Origin of the sequence: Microbacterium sp. WHRI 7836, from assembly GCF_040223885.2 — a bacterium.
GTDB lineage: Bacteria > Actinomycetota > Actinomycetes > Actinomycetales > Microbacteriaceae > Microbacterium > Microbacterium oxydans.
The window spans coordinates 1,837,483-1,852,451 of sequence record NZ_CP168171.1 but is presented as its reverse complement, the minus strand read 5'-3'; the positions used below and the strand labels follow the sequence as shown (position 1 = coordinate 1,852,451).

Annotated in this window: 18 protein-coding genes; 8 read left to right on the top strand and 10 right to left on the bottom strand. The window is 66.4% G+C overall.

What is annotated here, in order from left to right; genetic code table 11:
• Nucleotides 1-2: 2 nt before the first annotated feature.
• Entirely contained in the window at nucleotides 3-476 is a 474-nt protein-coding gene (locus ABRP18_RS08860; protein WP_046746995.1) for an NfeD family protein, read from the bottom strand.
• Nucleotides 477-599: 123 nt separating this feature from the next.
• Here ABRP18_RS08860 and ABRP18_RS08855 point away from each other — a divergent pair, with 123 nt between their 5' ends.
• Nucleotides 600-1,364, top strand: a complete 765-nt coding sequence (locus ABRP18_RS08855) for an SDR family oxidoreductase (protein ID WP_046746994.1) — start codon at nucleotides 600-602, stop codon at nucleotides 1,362-1,364.
• A gap of 67 nt (nucleotides 1,365-1,431) precedes the next feature.
• Here the strand turns inward: ABRP18_RS08855 and ABRP18_RS08850 are convergent, their stop codons facing one another.
• Nucleotides 1,432-2,028 carry an HdeD family acid-resistance protein gene (locus ABRP18_RS08850; protein WP_046746993.1) on the bottom strand — a complete coding sequence of 199 codons (597 nt, stop codon included), beginning with the start codon at nucleotides 2,026-2,028 and terminating at the stop codon, nucleotides 1,432-1,434.
• A 195-nt stretch (nucleotides 2,029-2,223) separates the two neighbouring features.
• Between ABRP18_RS08850 and ABRP18_RS08845 the strand changes: the two genes are divergently transcribed.
• Genes ABRP18_RS08845 through ABRP18_RS08830 form a run of 4 tightly spaced genes read left to right on the top strand, consistent with a single transcriptional unit; the run spans nucleotide 2,224 to nucleotide 5,914 of the window.
• Nucleotides 2,224-2,622 carry a helix-turn-helix transcriptional regulator gene (locus ABRP18_RS08845; RefSeq protein WP_349885348.1) on the top strand — a complete coding sequence of 133 codons (399 nt, stop codon included), beginning with the start codon at nucleotides 2,224-2,226 and terminating at the stop codon, nucleotides 2,620-2,622.
• Between the two features lie 5 nt (nucleotides 2,623-2,627).
• Nucleotides 2,628-3,038 (top strand): VOC family protein, encoded by a 411-nt coding sequence (locus ABRP18_RS08840; protein WP_113681959.1) that lies wholly within the window; start codon nucleotides 2,628-2,630, stop codon nucleotides 3,036-3,038.
• Between the two features lie 43 nt (nucleotides 3,039-3,081).
• Entirely contained in the window at nucleotides 3,082-5,439 is a 2,358-nt protein-coding gene (locus ABRP18_RS08835; RefSeq protein WP_349884509.1) for an excinuclease ABC subunit UvrA, read from the top strand.
• A 4-nt stretch (nucleotides 5,440-5,443) separates the two neighbouring features.
• Complete coding sequence (locus tag ABRP18_RS08830) at nucleotides 5,444-5,914, top strand: NUDIX domain-containing protein (protein ID WP_193761810.1); 471 nt, start codon at nucleotides 5,444-5,446, stop codon at nucleotides 5,912-5,914.
• Between the two features lie 104 nt (nucleotides 5,915-6,018).
• On the opposite strand, the gene ABRP18_RS08825 is transcribed toward ABRP18_RS08830, so the two are convergent.
• Complete coding sequence (locus ABRP18_RS08825) at nucleotides 6,019-6,558, bottom strand: MOSC domain-containing protein (protein WP_061015923.1); 540 nt, start codon at nucleotides 6,556-6,558, stop codon at nucleotides 6,019-6,021.
• 64 nt (nucleotides 6,559-6,622) lie between these two features.
• Here ABRP18_RS08825 and ABRP18_RS08820 point away from each other — a divergent pair, with 64 nt between their 5' ends.
• Both ABRP18_RS08820 and ABRP18_RS08815 read left to right on the top strand, forming a co-directional pair.
• On the top strand, nucleotides 6,623-7,093 hold the full coding sequence (locus ABRP18_RS08820; protein WP_374168974.1) for an HIT family protein: 471 nt from the start codon (nucleotides 6,623-6,625) through the stop codon (nucleotides 7,091-7,093).
• A gap of 37 nt (nucleotides 7,094-7,130) precedes the next feature.
• Nucleotides 7,131-7,679 (top strand): AAA family ATPase, encoded by a 549-nt coding sequence (locus tag ABRP18_RS08815; RefSeq protein WP_349884507.1) that lies wholly within the window; start codon nucleotides 7,131-7,133, stop codon nucleotides 7,677-7,679.
• 72 nt (nucleotides 7,680-7,751) lie between these two features.
• Here the strand turns inward: ABRP18_RS08815 and ABRP18_RS08810 are convergent, their stop codons facing one another.
• Both ABRP18_RS08810 and ABRP18_RS08805 read right to left on the bottom strand, forming a co-directional pair.
• Nucleotides 7,752-8,207 carry a GNAT family N-acetyltransferase gene (locus tag ABRP18_RS08810; protein WP_349884506.1) on the bottom strand — a complete coding sequence of 152 codons (456 nt, stop codon included), beginning with the start codon at nucleotides 8,205-8,207 and terminating at the stop codon, nucleotides 7,752-7,754.
• A gap of 48 nt (nucleotides 8,208-8,255) precedes the next feature.
• Nucleotides 8,256-8,624 (bottom strand): VOC family protein, encoded by a 369-nt coding sequence (locus ABRP18_RS08805; RefSeq protein ID WP_046747108.1) that lies wholly within the window; start codon nucleotides 8,622-8,624, stop codon nucleotides 8,256-8,258.
• A gap of 72 nt (nucleotides 8,625-8,696) precedes the next feature.
• On the opposite strand from ABRP18_RS08805, the gene ABRP18_RS08800 reads away from it, so the two are divergent.
• Nucleotides 8,697-10,022: a nitrate/nitrite transporter gene (locus tag ABRP18_RS08800; protein WP_058631184.1), complete on the top strand. Its 1,326-nt coding sequence runs from the start codon at nucleotides 8,697-8,699 to the stop codon at nucleotides 10,020-10,022.
• Between the two features lie 27 nt (nucleotides 10,023-10,049).
• Here ABRP18_RS08800 and ABRP18_RS08795 read toward each other — a convergent pair whose 3' ends face one another.
• The 5 genes from ABRP18_RS08795 to ABRP18_RS08775 form a co-directional block, all read right to left on the bottom strand.
• Complete coding sequence (locus ABRP18_RS08795) at nucleotides 10,050-10,862, bottom strand: arginase family protein (protein WP_349884505.1); 813 nt, start codon at nucleotides 10,860-10,862, stop codon at nucleotides 10,050-10,052.
• A gap of 81 nt (nucleotides 10,863-10,943) precedes the next feature.
• A complete protein-coding gene (locus ABRP18_RS08790; RefSeq protein ID WP_349884504.1) occupies nucleotides 10,944-11,690 on the bottom strand; it encodes an SUMF1/EgtB/PvdO family nonheme iron enzyme in 747 nt (248 codons plus the stop codon).
• A 25-nt stretch (nucleotides 11,691-11,715) separates the two neighbouring features.
• Nucleotides 11,716-12,471: an SGNH/GDSL hydrolase family protein gene (locus ABRP18_RS08785; protein ID WP_174799774.1), complete on the bottom strand. Its 756-nt coding sequence runs from the start codon at nucleotides 12,469-12,471 to the stop codon at nucleotides 11,716-11,718.
• Nucleotides 12,472-12,532: 61 nt separating this feature from the next.
• Nucleotides 12,533-13,885: an MFS transporter gene (locus tag ABRP18_RS08780; RefSeq protein ID WP_061015916.1), complete on the bottom strand. Its 1,353-nt coding sequence runs from the start codon at nucleotides 13,883-13,885 to the stop codon at nucleotides 12,533-12,535.
• 47 nt (nucleotides 13,886-13,932) lie between these two features.
• A complete protein-coding gene (locus ABRP18_RS08775; RefSeq protein WP_349884503.1) occupies nucleotides 13,933-14,967 on the bottom strand; it encodes an LLM class flavin-dependent oxidoreductase in 1,035 nt (344 codons plus the stop codon).
• Nucleotides 14,968-14,969 lie beyond the last annotated feature (2 nt).

The following is a 14,969-nucleotide window of genomic DNA, read 5'->3' as shown; positions in this document are numbered from 1 at the left end:
TCCTAGTCGTTCACGGGACGGACGATGGCCGTGGCGCCGTTGATCGCGGTCACGGCGACCGGGGCACCCTGGGGGATGGGAACGGGGGTGGCGGTGCGCGCGGTCCAGGTGTCGCCGTTCGCGAGCTTGGCCTGGCCGGAGATCTGCGTGATGTCATTCAGCGCGATCCCGCGAAGGTCTATGAGGGCGTCGACGTTCGACCTGGTCGGATCCTCGCCGCGGTGCAGGCGTCTGAGAAGGGGAGGGCGCAGGAACAGGATGAACAGGGCGGCAGCGGCGGCGGCGATGATCACCTGCAGCCACACGGGGACGCCGACCAGATCCGTGACGAGACCGACGACTCCGCCGAAGCTGAGCATGAGGAACGTGAAGTCCAGCGAGAGCATCTCGATCACCAGGAAGACGGCGATGAGAACCAGCCAGCCGATCCACGCCCATTGCTCGATGAACGTGACGAACGTCACGATGTTGTCCATGCGGCCTCCTTTGTGGTCAACGTATCACGCGCAGAGCGCTGGATCAGGGCGCCACTGCGTGCGCTTGGTAGGGTGTGAAGGCCGTGCGATCACGGCTTTTTTCGCGCATCATGAGGAGTCACCGTGACCGACGTTCTTCCCGCAGGATCCCTCGACGGCAAGGTCGCCCTTGTCACCGGTTCATCGCGGGGGATCGGCGCCGACACCGTCCGCTACCTGGCGGAGGCCGGTGCCGACGTCGTCATCAACTTCCGCAACAAGGCCCCGCGCGCCGAGAAGCTCGCCGCCCAGCTGCGGGAACTCGGTCGCCGTGCGCTCGTCGTGGGTGCCGACCTCACCGACCCCGAGTCCGTCGCTGCGATGTTCGAGGCTATCCGCGCCGAGTACGGCCGCCTGGACGTACTCGTGCTCAACGCCTCAGGGGGCATGGAGTCGGGCATGGCTGCGGACTACGCGCTCACCCTGAACCGCGACGCGCAGCTCAACGTGCTCGACGCCGCTACCCCGCTGCTCTCTGACGGAGCACGCGTGGTGTTCGTCACCAGCCACCAGGCGCACTTCATCCGCACCACACCGACCATGCCGGAGTACGAGCCCGTCGCCCTCTCCAAGCGTGCCGGAGAGGACGCCCTCCGGGAGCGCATCCCCGGCCTCGCCGAGAAGGGCATCGGCTTCACGGTCGTGTCGGGCGACATGATCGAGGGCACCATCACGGCGACGCTGTTGGAGCGCGCGAACCCGGGGGCGATCGCCGAGCGCCGGGAGTCGGCGGGCAAGCTCTACAACGTCTCGGAGTTCGCTGCCGAGGTCGCCAGGGCGGCCGTCGACGCGGTGCCCGCTGACAACACGCGCCTCGTCGGTGACGTGAGCGCTTTCGCGGCCGAGTAAGAGCACGAGAAGAGCGGCCCCGTCTTGCATCGCAAGTCGGGGCCGCTCTCGTTTCAGACGATGAGCGTCAGCTCGTCGCTCCGCCCTGAACGGCGGAGACGTACTCCTTCGCATCCCGACCGAGTGTGATGGCACGGACGATCTGGATGATTCCGAGCACGACCAGCGAGATCCCCAGCAGCAGCCAGAAGGCGAAGCCGGCGATCAGCGGCGAGAACAGCACGATGATTCCCGCGACGATGCTCAGGATCGCGTAGAGGACCGTCCAGACGCGCGATCCGTCGCTGCCCAGCAGGGACAGAGCGACGATGCCGTCGACGATCCAGCTGACACCGATGAAGATCACGACGACGAAGGCGAGCGTGGCCGCAGCGACGTTCAGGTTGAAGAACGCGATCACACCGGCAGCGATGTAGAGCAGTCCGAGGACGATGTGACCGACGCGCGCCCACCCGCCCTTGGCACTCGAGAAGATACCGAGGCCGACGTAGACGAGCCCGGCGACGATCAGGTACGAGGCGAAGATCGCCGTCACGATGACCGCGGACTTGACCGGCCAGACGAGGAGGACGATACCCGCGATCAGCGCGAGAACGCCGGCGACGGCCAGCGTGACGCGGATCGACTTGAACAACGACTTCGCCTCTGCGAGTGGTTCAGACATGGTGGGGACCCCTTTCTGAGAAAATCCTGTGAGGATGCCCCTCAGGGTAGCGCCCCTGAGGGCAGGAGCGGGGGAGAAGCGCCCGCCCGCGTTTCTCTTCGTCACGCCGGGAAACTCCCCGACACGATTCCCCGACGTGGCAAGATCATCCTCGTGACGGACCTCGACCACGCTCGGCTGCGCGAGCTCGCCGTCATGCGACGGGTCCGCGATCGCATCGATCGGGAGTACGCCCGACCTCTGGATGTCGAAGCGCTGGCGCGCGAAGTGCACATGTCGGCAGGGCACCTGAGCCGGCAGTTCCGCGAAGCCTACGGGGAGTCCCCGTACTCGTATCTGATGACGAGGCGGATCGAACGCGCCATGGCTCTGCTGCGGCGCGGCGACCTGACGGTGACGGAGGTGTGCTTCGAAGTCGGATGCTCCTCGCTCGGCACCTTCAGCACGAGGTTCTCGGAGCTCATCGGTGTCTCACCCAGCGTGTACCGTGAACGCGCCACCACCATCGAGGGAATACCGTCCTTCCAGGCGAAGCAGGTCACGAGACCGATCAGGAATAGAGAAGCGCCGCGCCCCGATGCCCACCTAACGTGAGAGCCATGAGAATCAGCATCCACTACGCATTCCTTCCACACACCGATGGGGAAGCCGCTCTCGCGTTCTACCGCGACGCTCTCGGATTCGAGGTGCGCAACGACGTCGGCTACGACGGACTGCGATGGCTCACCGTCGGCCCCGTCGGTCAGCCTGAGACGTCGATCGTCCTCCACCCGCCGGCAACAGATCCCGGCATCACCGATTCCGAGCGGCAGACGATCCTCGAGCTGATCGCGAAGGGCAGCTACGCTGCTCTCACCCTCGCCAGCGATGACCTCGACACGCTCTTCGAGAGCCTGGTCGAGCACGGCGCCGATGTCGTGCAGGAGCCGATGGACCAGCCCTACGGCGTGCGCGATTGCGCGTTCCGCGACCCGGCCGGGAATCTGCTCCGTATCAATCAGACCGCTTAGACCAGACCACCTGATATCTCCACCGCAGAACCGAAGGACCCCGATGAGCACCGAAGCGCACCCTGCCGACACCCATGACCTCATCCGCGTCCAGGGCGCGCGTGAGAACAACCTCAAAGAGGTCAGCGTCGACATCCCGAAGCGCCGGTTGACCGTCTTCACCGGTGTCTCCGGCTCGGGCAAGAGCTCGCTCGTCTTCGACACGATCGCCGCGGAATCGCGCCGCATGATCGACGAGACCTACAGCGCTTTCGTGCAGGGCTTCATGCCGTCGGTGCCGAGGCCCGACGTCGATGTCCTCGAGGGACTGACAACCGCGATCATCGTGGACCAGGAGCGGCTCGGCGCGAACCCGCGTTCGACGGTCGGCACGGTGACGGATGCCAACGCGATGCTGCGCATCCTGTTCAGCAAACTCGGGCAGCCGTACATCGGCGGACCCACCGCCTTCTCGTTCAACATCCCGACGCAGAGAGCCAGCGGGGTGATGACGGGCCCTGGCGGTGAGAAGAAGATCGTGAAGGACGCGATCTACCTCGGCGGCATGTGCCCGCGATGCGAAGGCAGGGGAGCGGTGTCCGACCTCGATCTCGCCCAGATCGTCGACGAGTCGCGGTCTCTCGACGAAGGGGCCATCATGGTTCCCGGCTACACGGCGGACGGCTGGATGGTGAAGGGCTTCTCTCAGTCGGGGTTCTATCCCGCCGATAAGCCGATCTCGCAGTTCACCGACAAACAGCGTCAGCTCTTCCTCTACGGAGAGGTCACGAAGGTCAAGATCTCCGGGATCAACATGACCTACGAAGGCCTCATCCCGAAGATCACCAAGTCGATGCTGTCGAAGGATCTCGATGCGTTGCAGCCGCACATCCGTGCTTTCGTCGAGCGCGTCGCCACCTTCGCGGTGTGCCCGGAGTGCGACGGCACGCGACTCACCGAGGGTGCACGGTCATCGAAGATCGAGGGCGTGAGCATCGCGGACGCATGCCGCATGCAGGTCACAGACCTCGCGGACTGGGTCCGGGTGCTCGACCTTCCCGGCGCGGGTCCACTACTTCAGGCGCTCAGCGCGAACCTCGATGCCTTCGTGACCCTGGGACTCGGCTATCTCAGTCTCGAACGGCCTTCGGGCACGCTGTCCGGGGGAGAGGCACAGCGCATCAAGATGCTGCGCCACCTCGGTTCCTCGCTCACCGACATCACCTACGTGTTCGACGAGCCGACCATCGGATTGCACCCGCACGATATCCAGCGCATGAACGGGCTCCTGCTGCAGCTGCGCGACAAGGGGAACACGGTGCTCGTGGTCGAGCACAAACCCGAGACGATCATGATCGGCGACCATGTCGTCGACCTGGGTCCCGGTGCGGGCAGCGCCGGCGGAGAGATCTGTTACGAGGGAACGGTCGAGGGTCTCAAGGCCAGCGGCACCAAGACCGGCGATCACCTCGAGGACCGGGCGCAGTTGAAGGAATCGGTGCGCACCGGCACCGGCGCGATCGACGTCAGAGGCGCGACGGCCAACAACCTGCAGGACGTCGACGTCGACATCCCGACGGGCGTGCTCACGGTCGTCACGGGCGTCGCGGGCTCGGGCAAGAGTTCCCTCATCCACGGGTCGGTCTCGAAGCGCGACGGCGTCGTGGCGATCGATCAGGCCGCGATCAAGGGCTCGCGACGAAGCAACCCCGCGACGTACACAGGCCTCCTGGAGCCGATCCGCAAGGCGTTCGCCAAGGCCAACGGCGTGAAGCCGGCTCTATTCAGCGCGAACTCAGAGGGCGCCTGCCCGTCGTGCAAGGGCGCCGGCGTGATCATCACGGAACTCGGATTCATGGACACGATCGAGACGCCCTGCGAGGACTGCGGCGGCAAGCGCTTCCAGGCAGCTGTTCTCGAGTACAAACTCGCCGGCAAGGACATCACCGAGGTGCTCGATCTGCCTGTGTCCGAAGCGCGGGTGTTCTTCGGTGAGGGCGAGGCGAAGCTCCCGGCGGCTTCCGCCATCCTCGGCCGGATGGAAGACGTGGGTCTCGGCTACCTGTCACTCGGGCAGCCGTTGTCGACCCTGTCGGGTGGTGAGCGCCAGCGGATCAAGCTCGCGATCCAGATGGGGGAGAAGGGCGACGTCTACGTGCTCGACGAACCCACGACCGGCCTGCACCTCGCCGATGTCGACAAGATCCTCGGGCTGCTCGATCGGCTCGTCGACGCCGGGAAGACGGTGATCGTCATCGAACATCATCAGGCGGTGATGGCCCATGCAGACTGGATCATCGATATCGGGCCCGGCGCCGGTCATGATGGCGGCAAGATCGTGTTCGAAGGGACACCTGCAGATTTGGTATCCCAAAAATCCACACTGACGGGGGAGCACCTCGCTGCCTACGTCGGAGCGTAGGGGCATGCCGGTCGACCGCTCCCACATTCGTGTCAAAGCCATGCTTGTGGCCACCCACAGCGACGGCGCTCGGCACCTCGTCAGCCAGCACGGTGCGACGGCGGAGAACCCGCTCGGCTTTCATCGGCTGATCGGCGGCGGTGTCGAACTCGGCGAGACACACGAGAAGGCGATACTCCGCGAAGTCCAGGAAGAGCTCCAAGCCGATGTGGTCGATCTGGCTTTCCTGGGCGTCGTTGAGAACATCTTCCGATACGACGGCGAGCTCGGTCATGAAATCGTTGCGCTGTACTGCGGCAGGCTGCACCCAGAACCTGCATTGGAGGGCGGCACCCTCACGGAGTCCGACGGATCGATCGTGCCGATCCTATGGCGCCCATTCGACGACGACGATGTGTCGGCACCGCTGTACCCGTCAGCGGCGAACCGCTGGATTCGCGACGTCGTCTCCCATGCAGCAGCCCAGGGAGCATGAGGGGCCCGAGAGCACAGAGTCCCATCTCTTCGCGCCACTCTCGACTCGTGAGCTATATCCGATAATGCACATTATGTCAGCTAGCAGAAAGCAGCCCGTCCCCCTCAGACTCGCGTGAGCGGGAGATGCGGGTGCGGTGGCAACTCGACATCGATCGGATCTCCCGCAGCCACGCGCCCACCCCGCGACACGATGCCCATCACGCCGGCGAGGCGGACGACCTTGCCGTCACCGGCGTTCCGCACCACCTGCTTGAGCAGCCCCGACTGGAATCCGTTGATCTGCTGGCACGGATTGCGAAGCCCCGTGACCGTCACCACAGTCTCTCCGATTCGCAGTCGTGATCCGACAGGCAGCGCGAGCAGATCGATGCCCTGCGTCGTGATGTTCTCGCCGAGGTCCCCTGGAGCCACGAGATGGCCACCCTCCTTCAGGGTCTCGAAGAGCTCGCCGTGGATCAGGTGCACCTGCCGGAGATTCGGTTGGGACGGATCGGCGGCCACCCGCGATCGGTGCTTGACCGTCGCTCCACAGTGCGCATCGCCGTCGACGCCCAGACCCTCTAGCAGCGAGATGGATCCCCGTGTCTCCTTGCTGAACGTGTGAGAAGCACTGGAATGGACCGCGACGACCCGAGCAAGCATGTCTTCATTGTTCCACGAGCCATCCAGCCGCTCACCGTGCGATGATCGGGGCGTGAGTCCCCCTATGCATGCGCCCGCGGGCTACGTCTGCCCGTTCTGCGCTTTCCTCGAGGGCACGCATGACGATCACAACCTGCCCACGGACGTGGTCGCTGTCACTGAACGCGCTTACGCCCGGATCGCTCCGAAGTGGTGGCCTGGGAACCCGGGCGCGGTGCTTGTCATCCCTCGGACGCATGTGGAGAACATCTACGACCTTTCGCCGTCGGACAGCGCGGCGGTGTGGGACATCACCCAGAGAGTCGCCATCGGCATCCGCTCCTCATACGCGTGTGAGGGCACCTCGATCCGCCAGCACAACGAACCCGCCGGAGGCCAGGACGTCTGGCATCTTCACGTTCACGTGTTCCCCCGCCACCCGGACGACCGTCTGTACCAGCGGCATGATGACGCGGAATGGGTCGATCCGGCTCACCGCCAAGCCTTCGCGACCAGGCTCAGGACAGCCCTCGGCATGCCGTTCCAGCTCACCTGACGCCCGTCAGACCCGAGAGCATTGCGAGAATGGCCCGATGGCTCTCACAGGCAGCGGCTCCACTCGTCTCGTCATCCTTCGCGGCGATGCGGCGTCGGGGAAGACGACCACGGCAACATCGTTGCGCACAGCGCTGGGCGCGCGCGTCGCTCTGATCTCTCAGGATCACTTCCGCCGCGAGCTCCTCCGTGAGCCGGATCGGCGGAAGCTCTCCCGCGACGCCAGTGTCCTCATCAGCACCACCGCCCGCCAGGCGCTCGACCTCGGGTATGACGTGATCCTCGACGGCGTGTTCAATCTGCGCGACTACTCGGAGGCGTTCGAACGGTTGTACCGAGACCACCTCGGGTCCACACGCATCTACCAGTTCGACGTCGGCCTCGAGGAGACGATCCGCCGCCACGCGGGCCGGCAGCTTGCCCAGGAATTCGGGGAGGACAAGATCCGCGAATGGCACGATGGGTGGCAGCCACTCCCCTGGTTCGATGAACGACGGATCGGCCCCGAGATCGGTACCGATGAGCTGGTATCGATCATCGTGGAGGATCTCAGGGGCCCGGCACTCCCCTCCCCTGGGCCGTCATAGGCTCGGCATACTCCATGCCCCTCTGTCAGGCGTGCAGCGCGCTGAACGTACCCCCGGAGGCGTCGGCTCCCCTCAGAGGCCGACACTGAACGTGATCATGGGCTCGCCGCCGAGCGGATGAGTGACCGGACCGGAAACAGGCCGGAATCCCTGCAGCTCATAGAGCCGGATGGCGGGGTTTCCTCGCCGCACAGCGAGCTCGACCGTGGAGTACCCGGCGTCCTTCGACGCCCGTATCGCGTCCTTCAACAGAGCTCTTCCCATCCCCTTGCCGGAGGAAGCAGGGAGCACAGCGATCCGCTCCAGCACTGCCGTAGTCTCGTCACCGGATTTCGGTGCCGTCAGAGCGAACCCAGCGAGAGGCTCCCCTGCCAACGCGAACCGCAGGAGAGGCCCGTCGAACAGCTTGCGCATGCGGGCGGCGACTGCGGCCGCGTCGACCTCTCCATCGCGGTATCGAAGAGCCTGCCCCCAGAGATCGACACATCTCGCGATGTCGTCGGTAGTACCCGCGGTGATGTCCGTCATACGGGCAATCGTCGCACGCTCGAAAGGTCCGACGCCGCGAACCGGGCGCTAGTGCGCGGACCACACTCCGAGCTCGGTGCCAGACGGATCCGCGAAGTGCAGCCGACGCCCACCCGGGAACTCATACGGCTCCTGCAGGATCTTGCCCCCGGCCGCCACGATGGCCTCCTTCGTGGCGTCGAGGTCCTCGGAGTAGAGCAGCACCAGAGGGCCGCCGGCGGGACGCACCTCGTCGGCGAGCAGCAGACCACCGGCCTCGTTCCCGTCGGCGCGCGGAGACACGATCCCCGCATAGCCCGGGCCGTAGTCGTTGAAATGCCAGCCGAACGCATCGGCGAAGAAGCGCTTCGAGACGTCGAGGTCGGTGACGACGAGCTCGACGTAATCGAGTGAGTGATGCAGAGGTGTGCTGGTCATGGCGTCAGGGTAGCTCCCACCTGCGACATCACAGATCTCATCTGCGACATCGCAGAGGAGTAGCGTTGAGGGGTGCCGCAGGTCTCCCACTCCCCCGTCTCCACACCGGGGTGGCGGGCCTGGCTGATCTGGTCGGTCGGCGTCGCCGCCTATGTGCTCGCGATCACCAACCGCACCTCGCTCGGGGCTGTCGGCGTCGAGGCGGCTGACCGGTTCCAGGCCGACGCTTCCACGCTGGCCCTGTTCGCCGTGGTCCAACTGGCGGTGTACGGCGGGATGCAGATCCCCGTGGGAATCCTGCTCGACCGTTTCGGATCCCGGCCGATCATGACGATCGGGATGCTGCTCATGGCCGCCGGCCAGTTGACCATGGCTCTCTCCCCCAGCATCGGCATCGCGATCGTCGCACGCGTTCTGCTCGGCGCCGGAGATGCCGCCATCTTCCCCGCCGTGCTGCGCCTGGTTGCCACCTGGTTCCCCGCGCAGCGAGGACCCCTCATGGTGCAGTTCACCGGCATCATCGGCCAGGCAGGGCAACTCATCGCGCTCGTCCCCGTCGCCGCGCTGCTGCACGCCACCACCTGGACGATCACCTTCGGCAGCATCGCCGGGCTCGGGGTGCTGTTCACGATCCTCGTGGCGCTCGTCATCCGCAACCACCCGGTCGAGCGCGGCGCCGATGTCACGGTGAACACCGACACGGGAGTCGTGCGCGTCGTCACCTCAGCGATAGATACCGGCGTCGGCATACGCGCCGCCTGGGCGCACCCAGGGACCCGCCTCGCCTTCTGGTCGCACTTCACCACGCCGTTCGCGGGAACCGCGTTCGTGCTCCTCTGGGGAATGCCGTTCCTCACAGCGGCGGAGGGCCTGGATGCTGCACACGCCGCGGGCATCATCTCCGTATATGTCGTTGCCGGAATGCTTCTCGGTCCCATCATCGGCGACCTCTCGCGTCGACTGCCGAACCATCGCTCTCTCGCCCTCGTGCTTCCGGCCGTGGGGGTTCAGATGGCAGCGTGGATCTCTGTCATCGCCCTCCCCGACACCGCACCGCTCTGGCTCCTCTACGTCCTGGCGATCGCTCTCGGGACCGGTGGTCCCGCCTCGATGATCGCCTTCGACCACGCCAGAACGCACAACCCGACGCACCGCCTCAGCACCGCCACCGGCGTCACGAACGCCGGAGGTTTCATCGCCGCGCTCATCGCCATCTTCCTCATCGGTCTCGCGCTCGATCTGCAGGGCGCCGGCACGCCGGAGACCTACTCGCTGGAAGCCTTCCGGATCGCATTTCTCATGCCGATCCCGCTCTGGATCATCGGCACCGTCTTCATCCTCGTCGAGCGCAAACGTACGCGTGTCCGTATGGGGCTCGACCCCGAGCGCCGTCGCTGACGCGGCACCCGGACAGCGTCCACAAAATCAGCGCAGGAGGTGCTGCAAAGTCTCGATCACGAGCTCCACGCTGAGACGCTCAGGGACTTCGGCGTCTCCCGCCTCGAACTCCGCGAGCTCCACCCCCTGCACGGCACCTACGGGCAGTGCGGCGAAGATCCCGGCGATCTGATGCGGCAGCAGCCCGCCCCCGATGCGATAGGCCGCGGGGATGTAACCGGGCTCGAGCACGTCCCAGTCGACGTGTATCCATACCGGTCGACCGGCGATGATGTCGACGATGCGTTCAGGCGTGCTCTCTGCCGGCCGAAGTACGGTGACCCCTGCCTCCGCCAGAAGGTCCCCCTCGGCGGGGTCGATGTCCCGGCCACCGACGACGATCACCTGCTTCGGGTCGATGCCGGAACCGTGGCCGCTGTCCCAGAGGCCGCACGCCGCGGCGAGCACCATGCCGCCGAGGTACCCCGACTCCGTCGTCTCCGGGGTGTTGAAGTCGCCGTGCGCGTCGATCCACAGCACCACCGCATCCGGGTGATGCTCCGCGACCGTGGGGAGCGTGCCGAGGCTCACAGCGCAGGTGTTGGTGATCAGCAGGGGTGTCGTCCCAGCGGCAAGGGCATCCTGCAGCGCCGCCCGGATCCCCTGGAGCGTCTGCTCCGCCTCCGGTAACGCCTTCGTCCAGTCATCGACGACACTCGGGGTCGGAGTGCCGATGGTCTGTGCTTCGATCGACATCAGGGACGACACCGCCTCGCCCACTCGGCGCGCGCCGATCAAGGCGCCGCCGGTACGGTCGGCCACCCGGCCCTGAGAGACGATGAGCGAATAGGAGGATGCCATGTCCCTCAGCCTGGCATCAGCACAGCCAGCGGGACAAATGCGCTCCTCTCGCACATGTCGCCGACGAAGAATCGGGGCGCCTCAGCCGCGGCGAGGAGTCCATCCCGATGGAAGCGGGCCATCCTGGAAAGCACGCTCTCGATCGCTTCGCGCCGACCAGCCCTGTGCCTGATCCGTGGTGTCGAAGGCGCCTCGAGCGAGCCTCAACCCCACGTCGTCGTGATGCATACGCGGCGCTCCCCCGCGACGAACGGATGCCCGAACGCTCCAGGCGTCGTCGGCGAAGCCACCTCCGCGGAACACCCGGTAGTCGTCGTAGCGGGCGGGGTCGAGCAGGTCCCAGCACCACTCCCAGACGTTGCCGAGCGTGTCGAAGAGCCCGTTGAGATTCGGGAGCTTCTCGCCCACGTCCTGTGGCGAGGCCACCCCGTCCGCCGCCGTCCAAGCCGCATCCGCGAGCGGCGCATAGTGAGGGCCCGTCGCGCCGGCACGACAGGCGAACTCCCACTCCGCCTCTGTGGGCAGCCGGTATCCGTCCGCGGTCGTATCCCACGTGACGACCTCGCCGTCGAACGAGTAGCTCCGTTCCAGCCCCTCCCACTCCGACGCGGCATTGCAGAAATGCACCGCTCGCAACCAGCTGAGATCCGCGGCGGGGCGGCGGGGATGCCGTGCGGGAATGCCGAGCACCTCGGCGAGCTGTTCCTCCGTCACCGGGTACACACCGATCTCGAATGGTTCGAGAGCGACATCGCGCCTCTCCTGCCTGCGAGCATCATGCAGCGACACGGTGCCGGCACTGATGGCCGCGAGCTCGAAGTCACTCACCGGATTCGGCAACTGTCGGACGACGTCATGCGGGAACCCGTTCTACCCACGACGGGTACTTCGCCGCGCGGCCGTCTCCCGACGACGTCCTGGTCACACGCCGCCGCACCCAGGGCCCGACGAACTCGCGGTAATAGGCAAGGCCGGAGGGGCCCGTACCGAGCCGATCGCTCGGCGCCCACCACGTCTCCGGAGGCTCATAGCCGAGAGCGTGCAGCACGCGGGCGGCCACACGGTGGTGACCCGATGCATTCATGTGCAGCCTGTCCTCCGCCCAGTACGCGCCGCGGGAGAGCTCACGGTCGGGCCAGTTGAGCGCACGGATCACGTCGGGACGATCTTCGACGCGACGCAGCACGGCCTCGGACAGCAGATCACCCCGCCGCTGCACGAGAGAGCCCATCGGGAGCTGACCACTCGGGTTCGCGCCGGAGAGCAGGATCATCGTCACCCCCTCCTCGTCGCATCGGCGCAGCACCCGGCTAAAGGCGTCGGCGATGTGCTCGACGTCGGTACGCGGGCGCAGCATGTCGTTGCCACCGCCGTTGAACGAGAGATGCGTGGGACGCAGGGCGAGCGCGGGTTCGAGCTGCTCTTCCACGATCGGCCAGGCGAGCTTGCCCCTGATCGCGAGGTTCGCGTACTGGATGGGGTGCCCGGCGGCGTCCGCCCACCCTTGAGCCGCCAGGTCGGCCCAGCCGCGCTCCCGTCCGTCCGGGAGGACATCACCCACACCCTCGGTAAACGAGTCGCCGATCGCCACGAACCGCACATCTGCCATTATCCCAGCCTATTGCGGGACGACGACGCACGGCGCCGGGACCGGATGGGTCGTCCCCGCCTCAGCGGTCGTCGAGAGCCTGGCCGCCGCGATCGACGAGTCCCCACGCCGCAGCCGCAGCACCGAGGAAACAGACGCCGAAGACCGCGAACAGGAGCGGCGCGCCGCCCCCGACCAGGAGGATCGGGACAGAGAGCGGTGCGACGATCGATGCGATGCGCCCCACTCCAGCGGCCCAGCCCGCGCCCGTGCCCCGCAACGAGGTCGGATAGATCTCCGGGGTCACCGCGTACAGGGCACCCCAGGCGCCGAGGTTGAAGAACGACAGCGCCATGCCGGCGGCGATGATGGTGCCCTCCGTCGTCGCCGTGCCGAAGACCACGGCAGAGACCGCCGAGCCGAGGAGGAAGACGGAGAGCGTCAGTCGACGGCCCCAGACCTCGATGAGCCACGCGGCCACCGCGTAGCCGGGGAGCTGAGCCAACGTGATGATGAGCGTGAACCCGAAAGACCGCACCAGATCGAACCCGGCATCGACGAGGATGCTCGGGATCCAGATGAACGCTCCGTAATAGGCGAAGTTCACACCGAGCCACACCAGCCAGAGACACAGTGTGCGCAGTCGGAACTCCCGATTCCAGAGTGTCGCCAACCGTGCGCGGGCCGTGACGGCGATCGCTCGTGATGCCGGCTCCTTCCTGATGGCCGGAGTCGCCTCCACCCGCGCCTCTGCCTCGAACGCGGAGACGATGCGGTCGGCCTCTGCGATCCGTCCCCGCGACGCGAGCCAGCGAGGCGACTCGGGCATCCGCCACCGCACGAAGAGTGCGTACACCGCCGGGATGGCCCCGAGGGCGAACGCCCAGCGCCAGCCATCCTCCGAAGCGGGTATGACCAGGAACCCGATGAGAGCAGCTGCCGTCCACCCGAGTGCCCAGAACGCCTCCAGTACGACGATCAGGCGACCGCGGATCCGGGCGGGGGCGAACTCGCTCACGTAGGTCGATGCCACAGGAAGCTCGGCGCCGAGCCCGAGGCCGACGAGGAATCGGAGAACCAGAAGCGCCGCAAGCCCGCCCACGAGCGCGCTGGCTCCGGTGGCGAGGCCATACACGAGCAACGTCAGAGCGAACACCTGCCGTCGTCCGTAGCGGTCCGCCAGGAGACCGCCGAGCGTCGCACCGATGGCCATGCCGATGAACCCGACGGAGGCGATCCAGCCCGCCTCGCCCTTGGACAGCCCCCACTGCTGCGTGAGGGCCGCGAGGATGAAGGAGATCAGACCCACGTCCATCGCGTCCAGCGCCCAGCCGAGACCGGAGCCCGTGAGCAAGCGGAGATGCCGGCGCGTGAAAGGCAGGACGTCCAGGCGCTCAGCCAACGATGAGCGGCTCGGCAAGGCGGTGTTGGCCATGCTTCTCATCGTAAAGCCGAGCGCCGGGCGTCCTGCGCTCGATGACGTCAGTCCTGCGAGGCGAGGATCCGCTTCACGCGCGGGATCACCTCGGTGCCATACAGCTCGATGCTGCGCATCATCGACTCGTGCGACAGGGTGCCCGTGGCGTACTTGAGGTCGAAACGCCCGAGGCCGAGCGTCGTGATGGTGTCGGCGATCTTCGCAGCGACCCGGTCCGGCGACCCTGCGTAGATCGCCCCCTCAGGTCCCACGTCGTTCTGGAAACGTGCACGGCTGTACGCCGGCCACCCGCGCTCTCGGCCGATGGTGTTGTTCATCGCCTCGAATCCGGAGTAAGCGGCATCCCAGGCTTCCGCGTCTGTCTCGGCGATGTGGCCAGGCGAGTGCACCGAGACGGGATGCGACGTGGTACCGAACGATGCGACCGAGCGATGGTACAGATCGACGAACGGCTTGAACCGCACCGCCGGCCCCCCGATGATCGCGAGCATGAGGCCGAGACCGTGGCGAGCGACACGGACGACCGACTCCGGGCTTCCGCCCACACCGACCCAGGTACGCAGACCCTTCTCGGTCTTCGGGAACACGTTCGCGTTCTCCAACGACGGACGCATCGTTCCCGACCAGGTCACCGGCTCCTCCTTCAGGAGCTCCACGAACAGTTCGAGCTTCTGCTCGAAGAGCGCGTCGTAGTCTCGCAGGTCATAGCCGAACAGGGGGAAGGACTCGATGAAGGAGCCGCGCCCGAGCACCACCTCGGCCCGGCCGTTCGACAGCGCGTCCAGCGTCGAGAAGCGCTCGAACACGCGTACGGGGTCGTCGGAGGACAGCACCGTGACCGCAGTGCCAAGCCGGATGTTCTCCGTGCGCGCGGCGATCGCCGCCAGCACCATCTCCGGGGCGGACACGGCGAACTCGGTGCGGTGATGCTCCCCGACCCCGAAGAAGTCCACGCCCACGGAGTCTGCGAGTTCCGCCTGCTGAACGATGTTGCGGATCGTCTGCGCCCCCGTGAGGAGCTCCCCGTCCGCATCTCGCGTGATGTCGCCGAACGTGTCCAGCCCGAATTCGATGCCCATGT

Coding starts and splice junctions, on each gene's coding strand:
- ABRP18_RS08840 (WP_113681959.1), top strand. CDS start 2,628: ATGAGAATCAGCATCCACTACGCATTCCTTCCACACACCGATGGGGAA.
- ABRP18_RS08810 (WP_349884506.1), bottom strand. CDS start 8,207: ATGACGGACATCACCGCGGGTACTACCGACGACATCGCGAGATGTGTC.
- ABRP18_RS08805 (WP_046747108.1), bottom strand. CDS start 8,624: ATGACCAGCACACCTCTGCATCACTCACTCGATTACGTCGAGCTCGTC.
- ABRP18_RS08845 (WP_349885348.1), top strand. CDS start 2,224: ATGCGACGGGTCCGCGATCGCATCGATCGGGAGTACGCCCGACCTCTG.
- ABRP18_RS08860 (WP_046746995.1), bottom strand. CDS start 476: ATGGACAACATCGTGACGTTCGTCACGTTCATCGAGCAATGGGCGTGG.
- ABRP18_RS08825 (WP_061015923.1), bottom strand. CDS start 6,558: ATGCTTGCTCGGGTCGTCGCGGTCCATTCCAGTGCTTCTCACACGTTC.
- ABRP18_RS08775 (WP_349884503.1), bottom strand. CDS start 14,967: ATGGGCATCGAATTCGGGCTGGACACGTTCGGCGACATCACGCGAGAT.
- ABRP18_RS08850 (WP_046746993.1), bottom strand. CDS start 2,028: ATGTCTGAACCACTCGCAGAGGCGAAGTCGTTGTTCAAGTCGATCCGC.
- ABRP18_RS08780 (WP_061015916.1), bottom strand. CDS start 13,885: ATGGCCAACACCGCCTTGCCGAGCCGCTCATCGTTGGCTGAGCGCCTG.
- ABRP18_RS08835 (WP_349884509.1), top strand. CDS start 3,082: ATGAGCACCGAAGCGCACCCTGCCGACACCCATGACCTCATCCGCGTC.
- ABRP18_RS08795 (WP_349884505.1), bottom strand. CDS start 10,862: ATGGCATCCTCCTATTCGCTCATCGTCTCTCAGGGCCGGGTGGCCGAC.
- ABRP18_RS08830 (WP_193761810.1), top strand. CDS start 5,444: ATGCCGGTCGACCGCTCCCACATTCGTGTCAAAGCCATGCTTGTGGCC.
- ABRP18_RS08820 (WP_374168974.1), top strand. CDS start 6,623: ATGCATGCGCCCGCGGGCTACGTCTGCCCGTTCTGCGCTTTCCTCGAG.
- ABRP18_RS08815 (WP_349884507.1), top strand. CDS start 7,131: ATGGCTCTCACAGGCAGCGGCTCCACTCGTCTCGTCATCCTTCGCGGC.
- ABRP18_RS08785 (WP_174799774.1), bottom strand. CDS start 12,471: ATGGCAGATGTGCGGTTCGTGGCGATCGGCGACTCGTTTACCGAGGGT.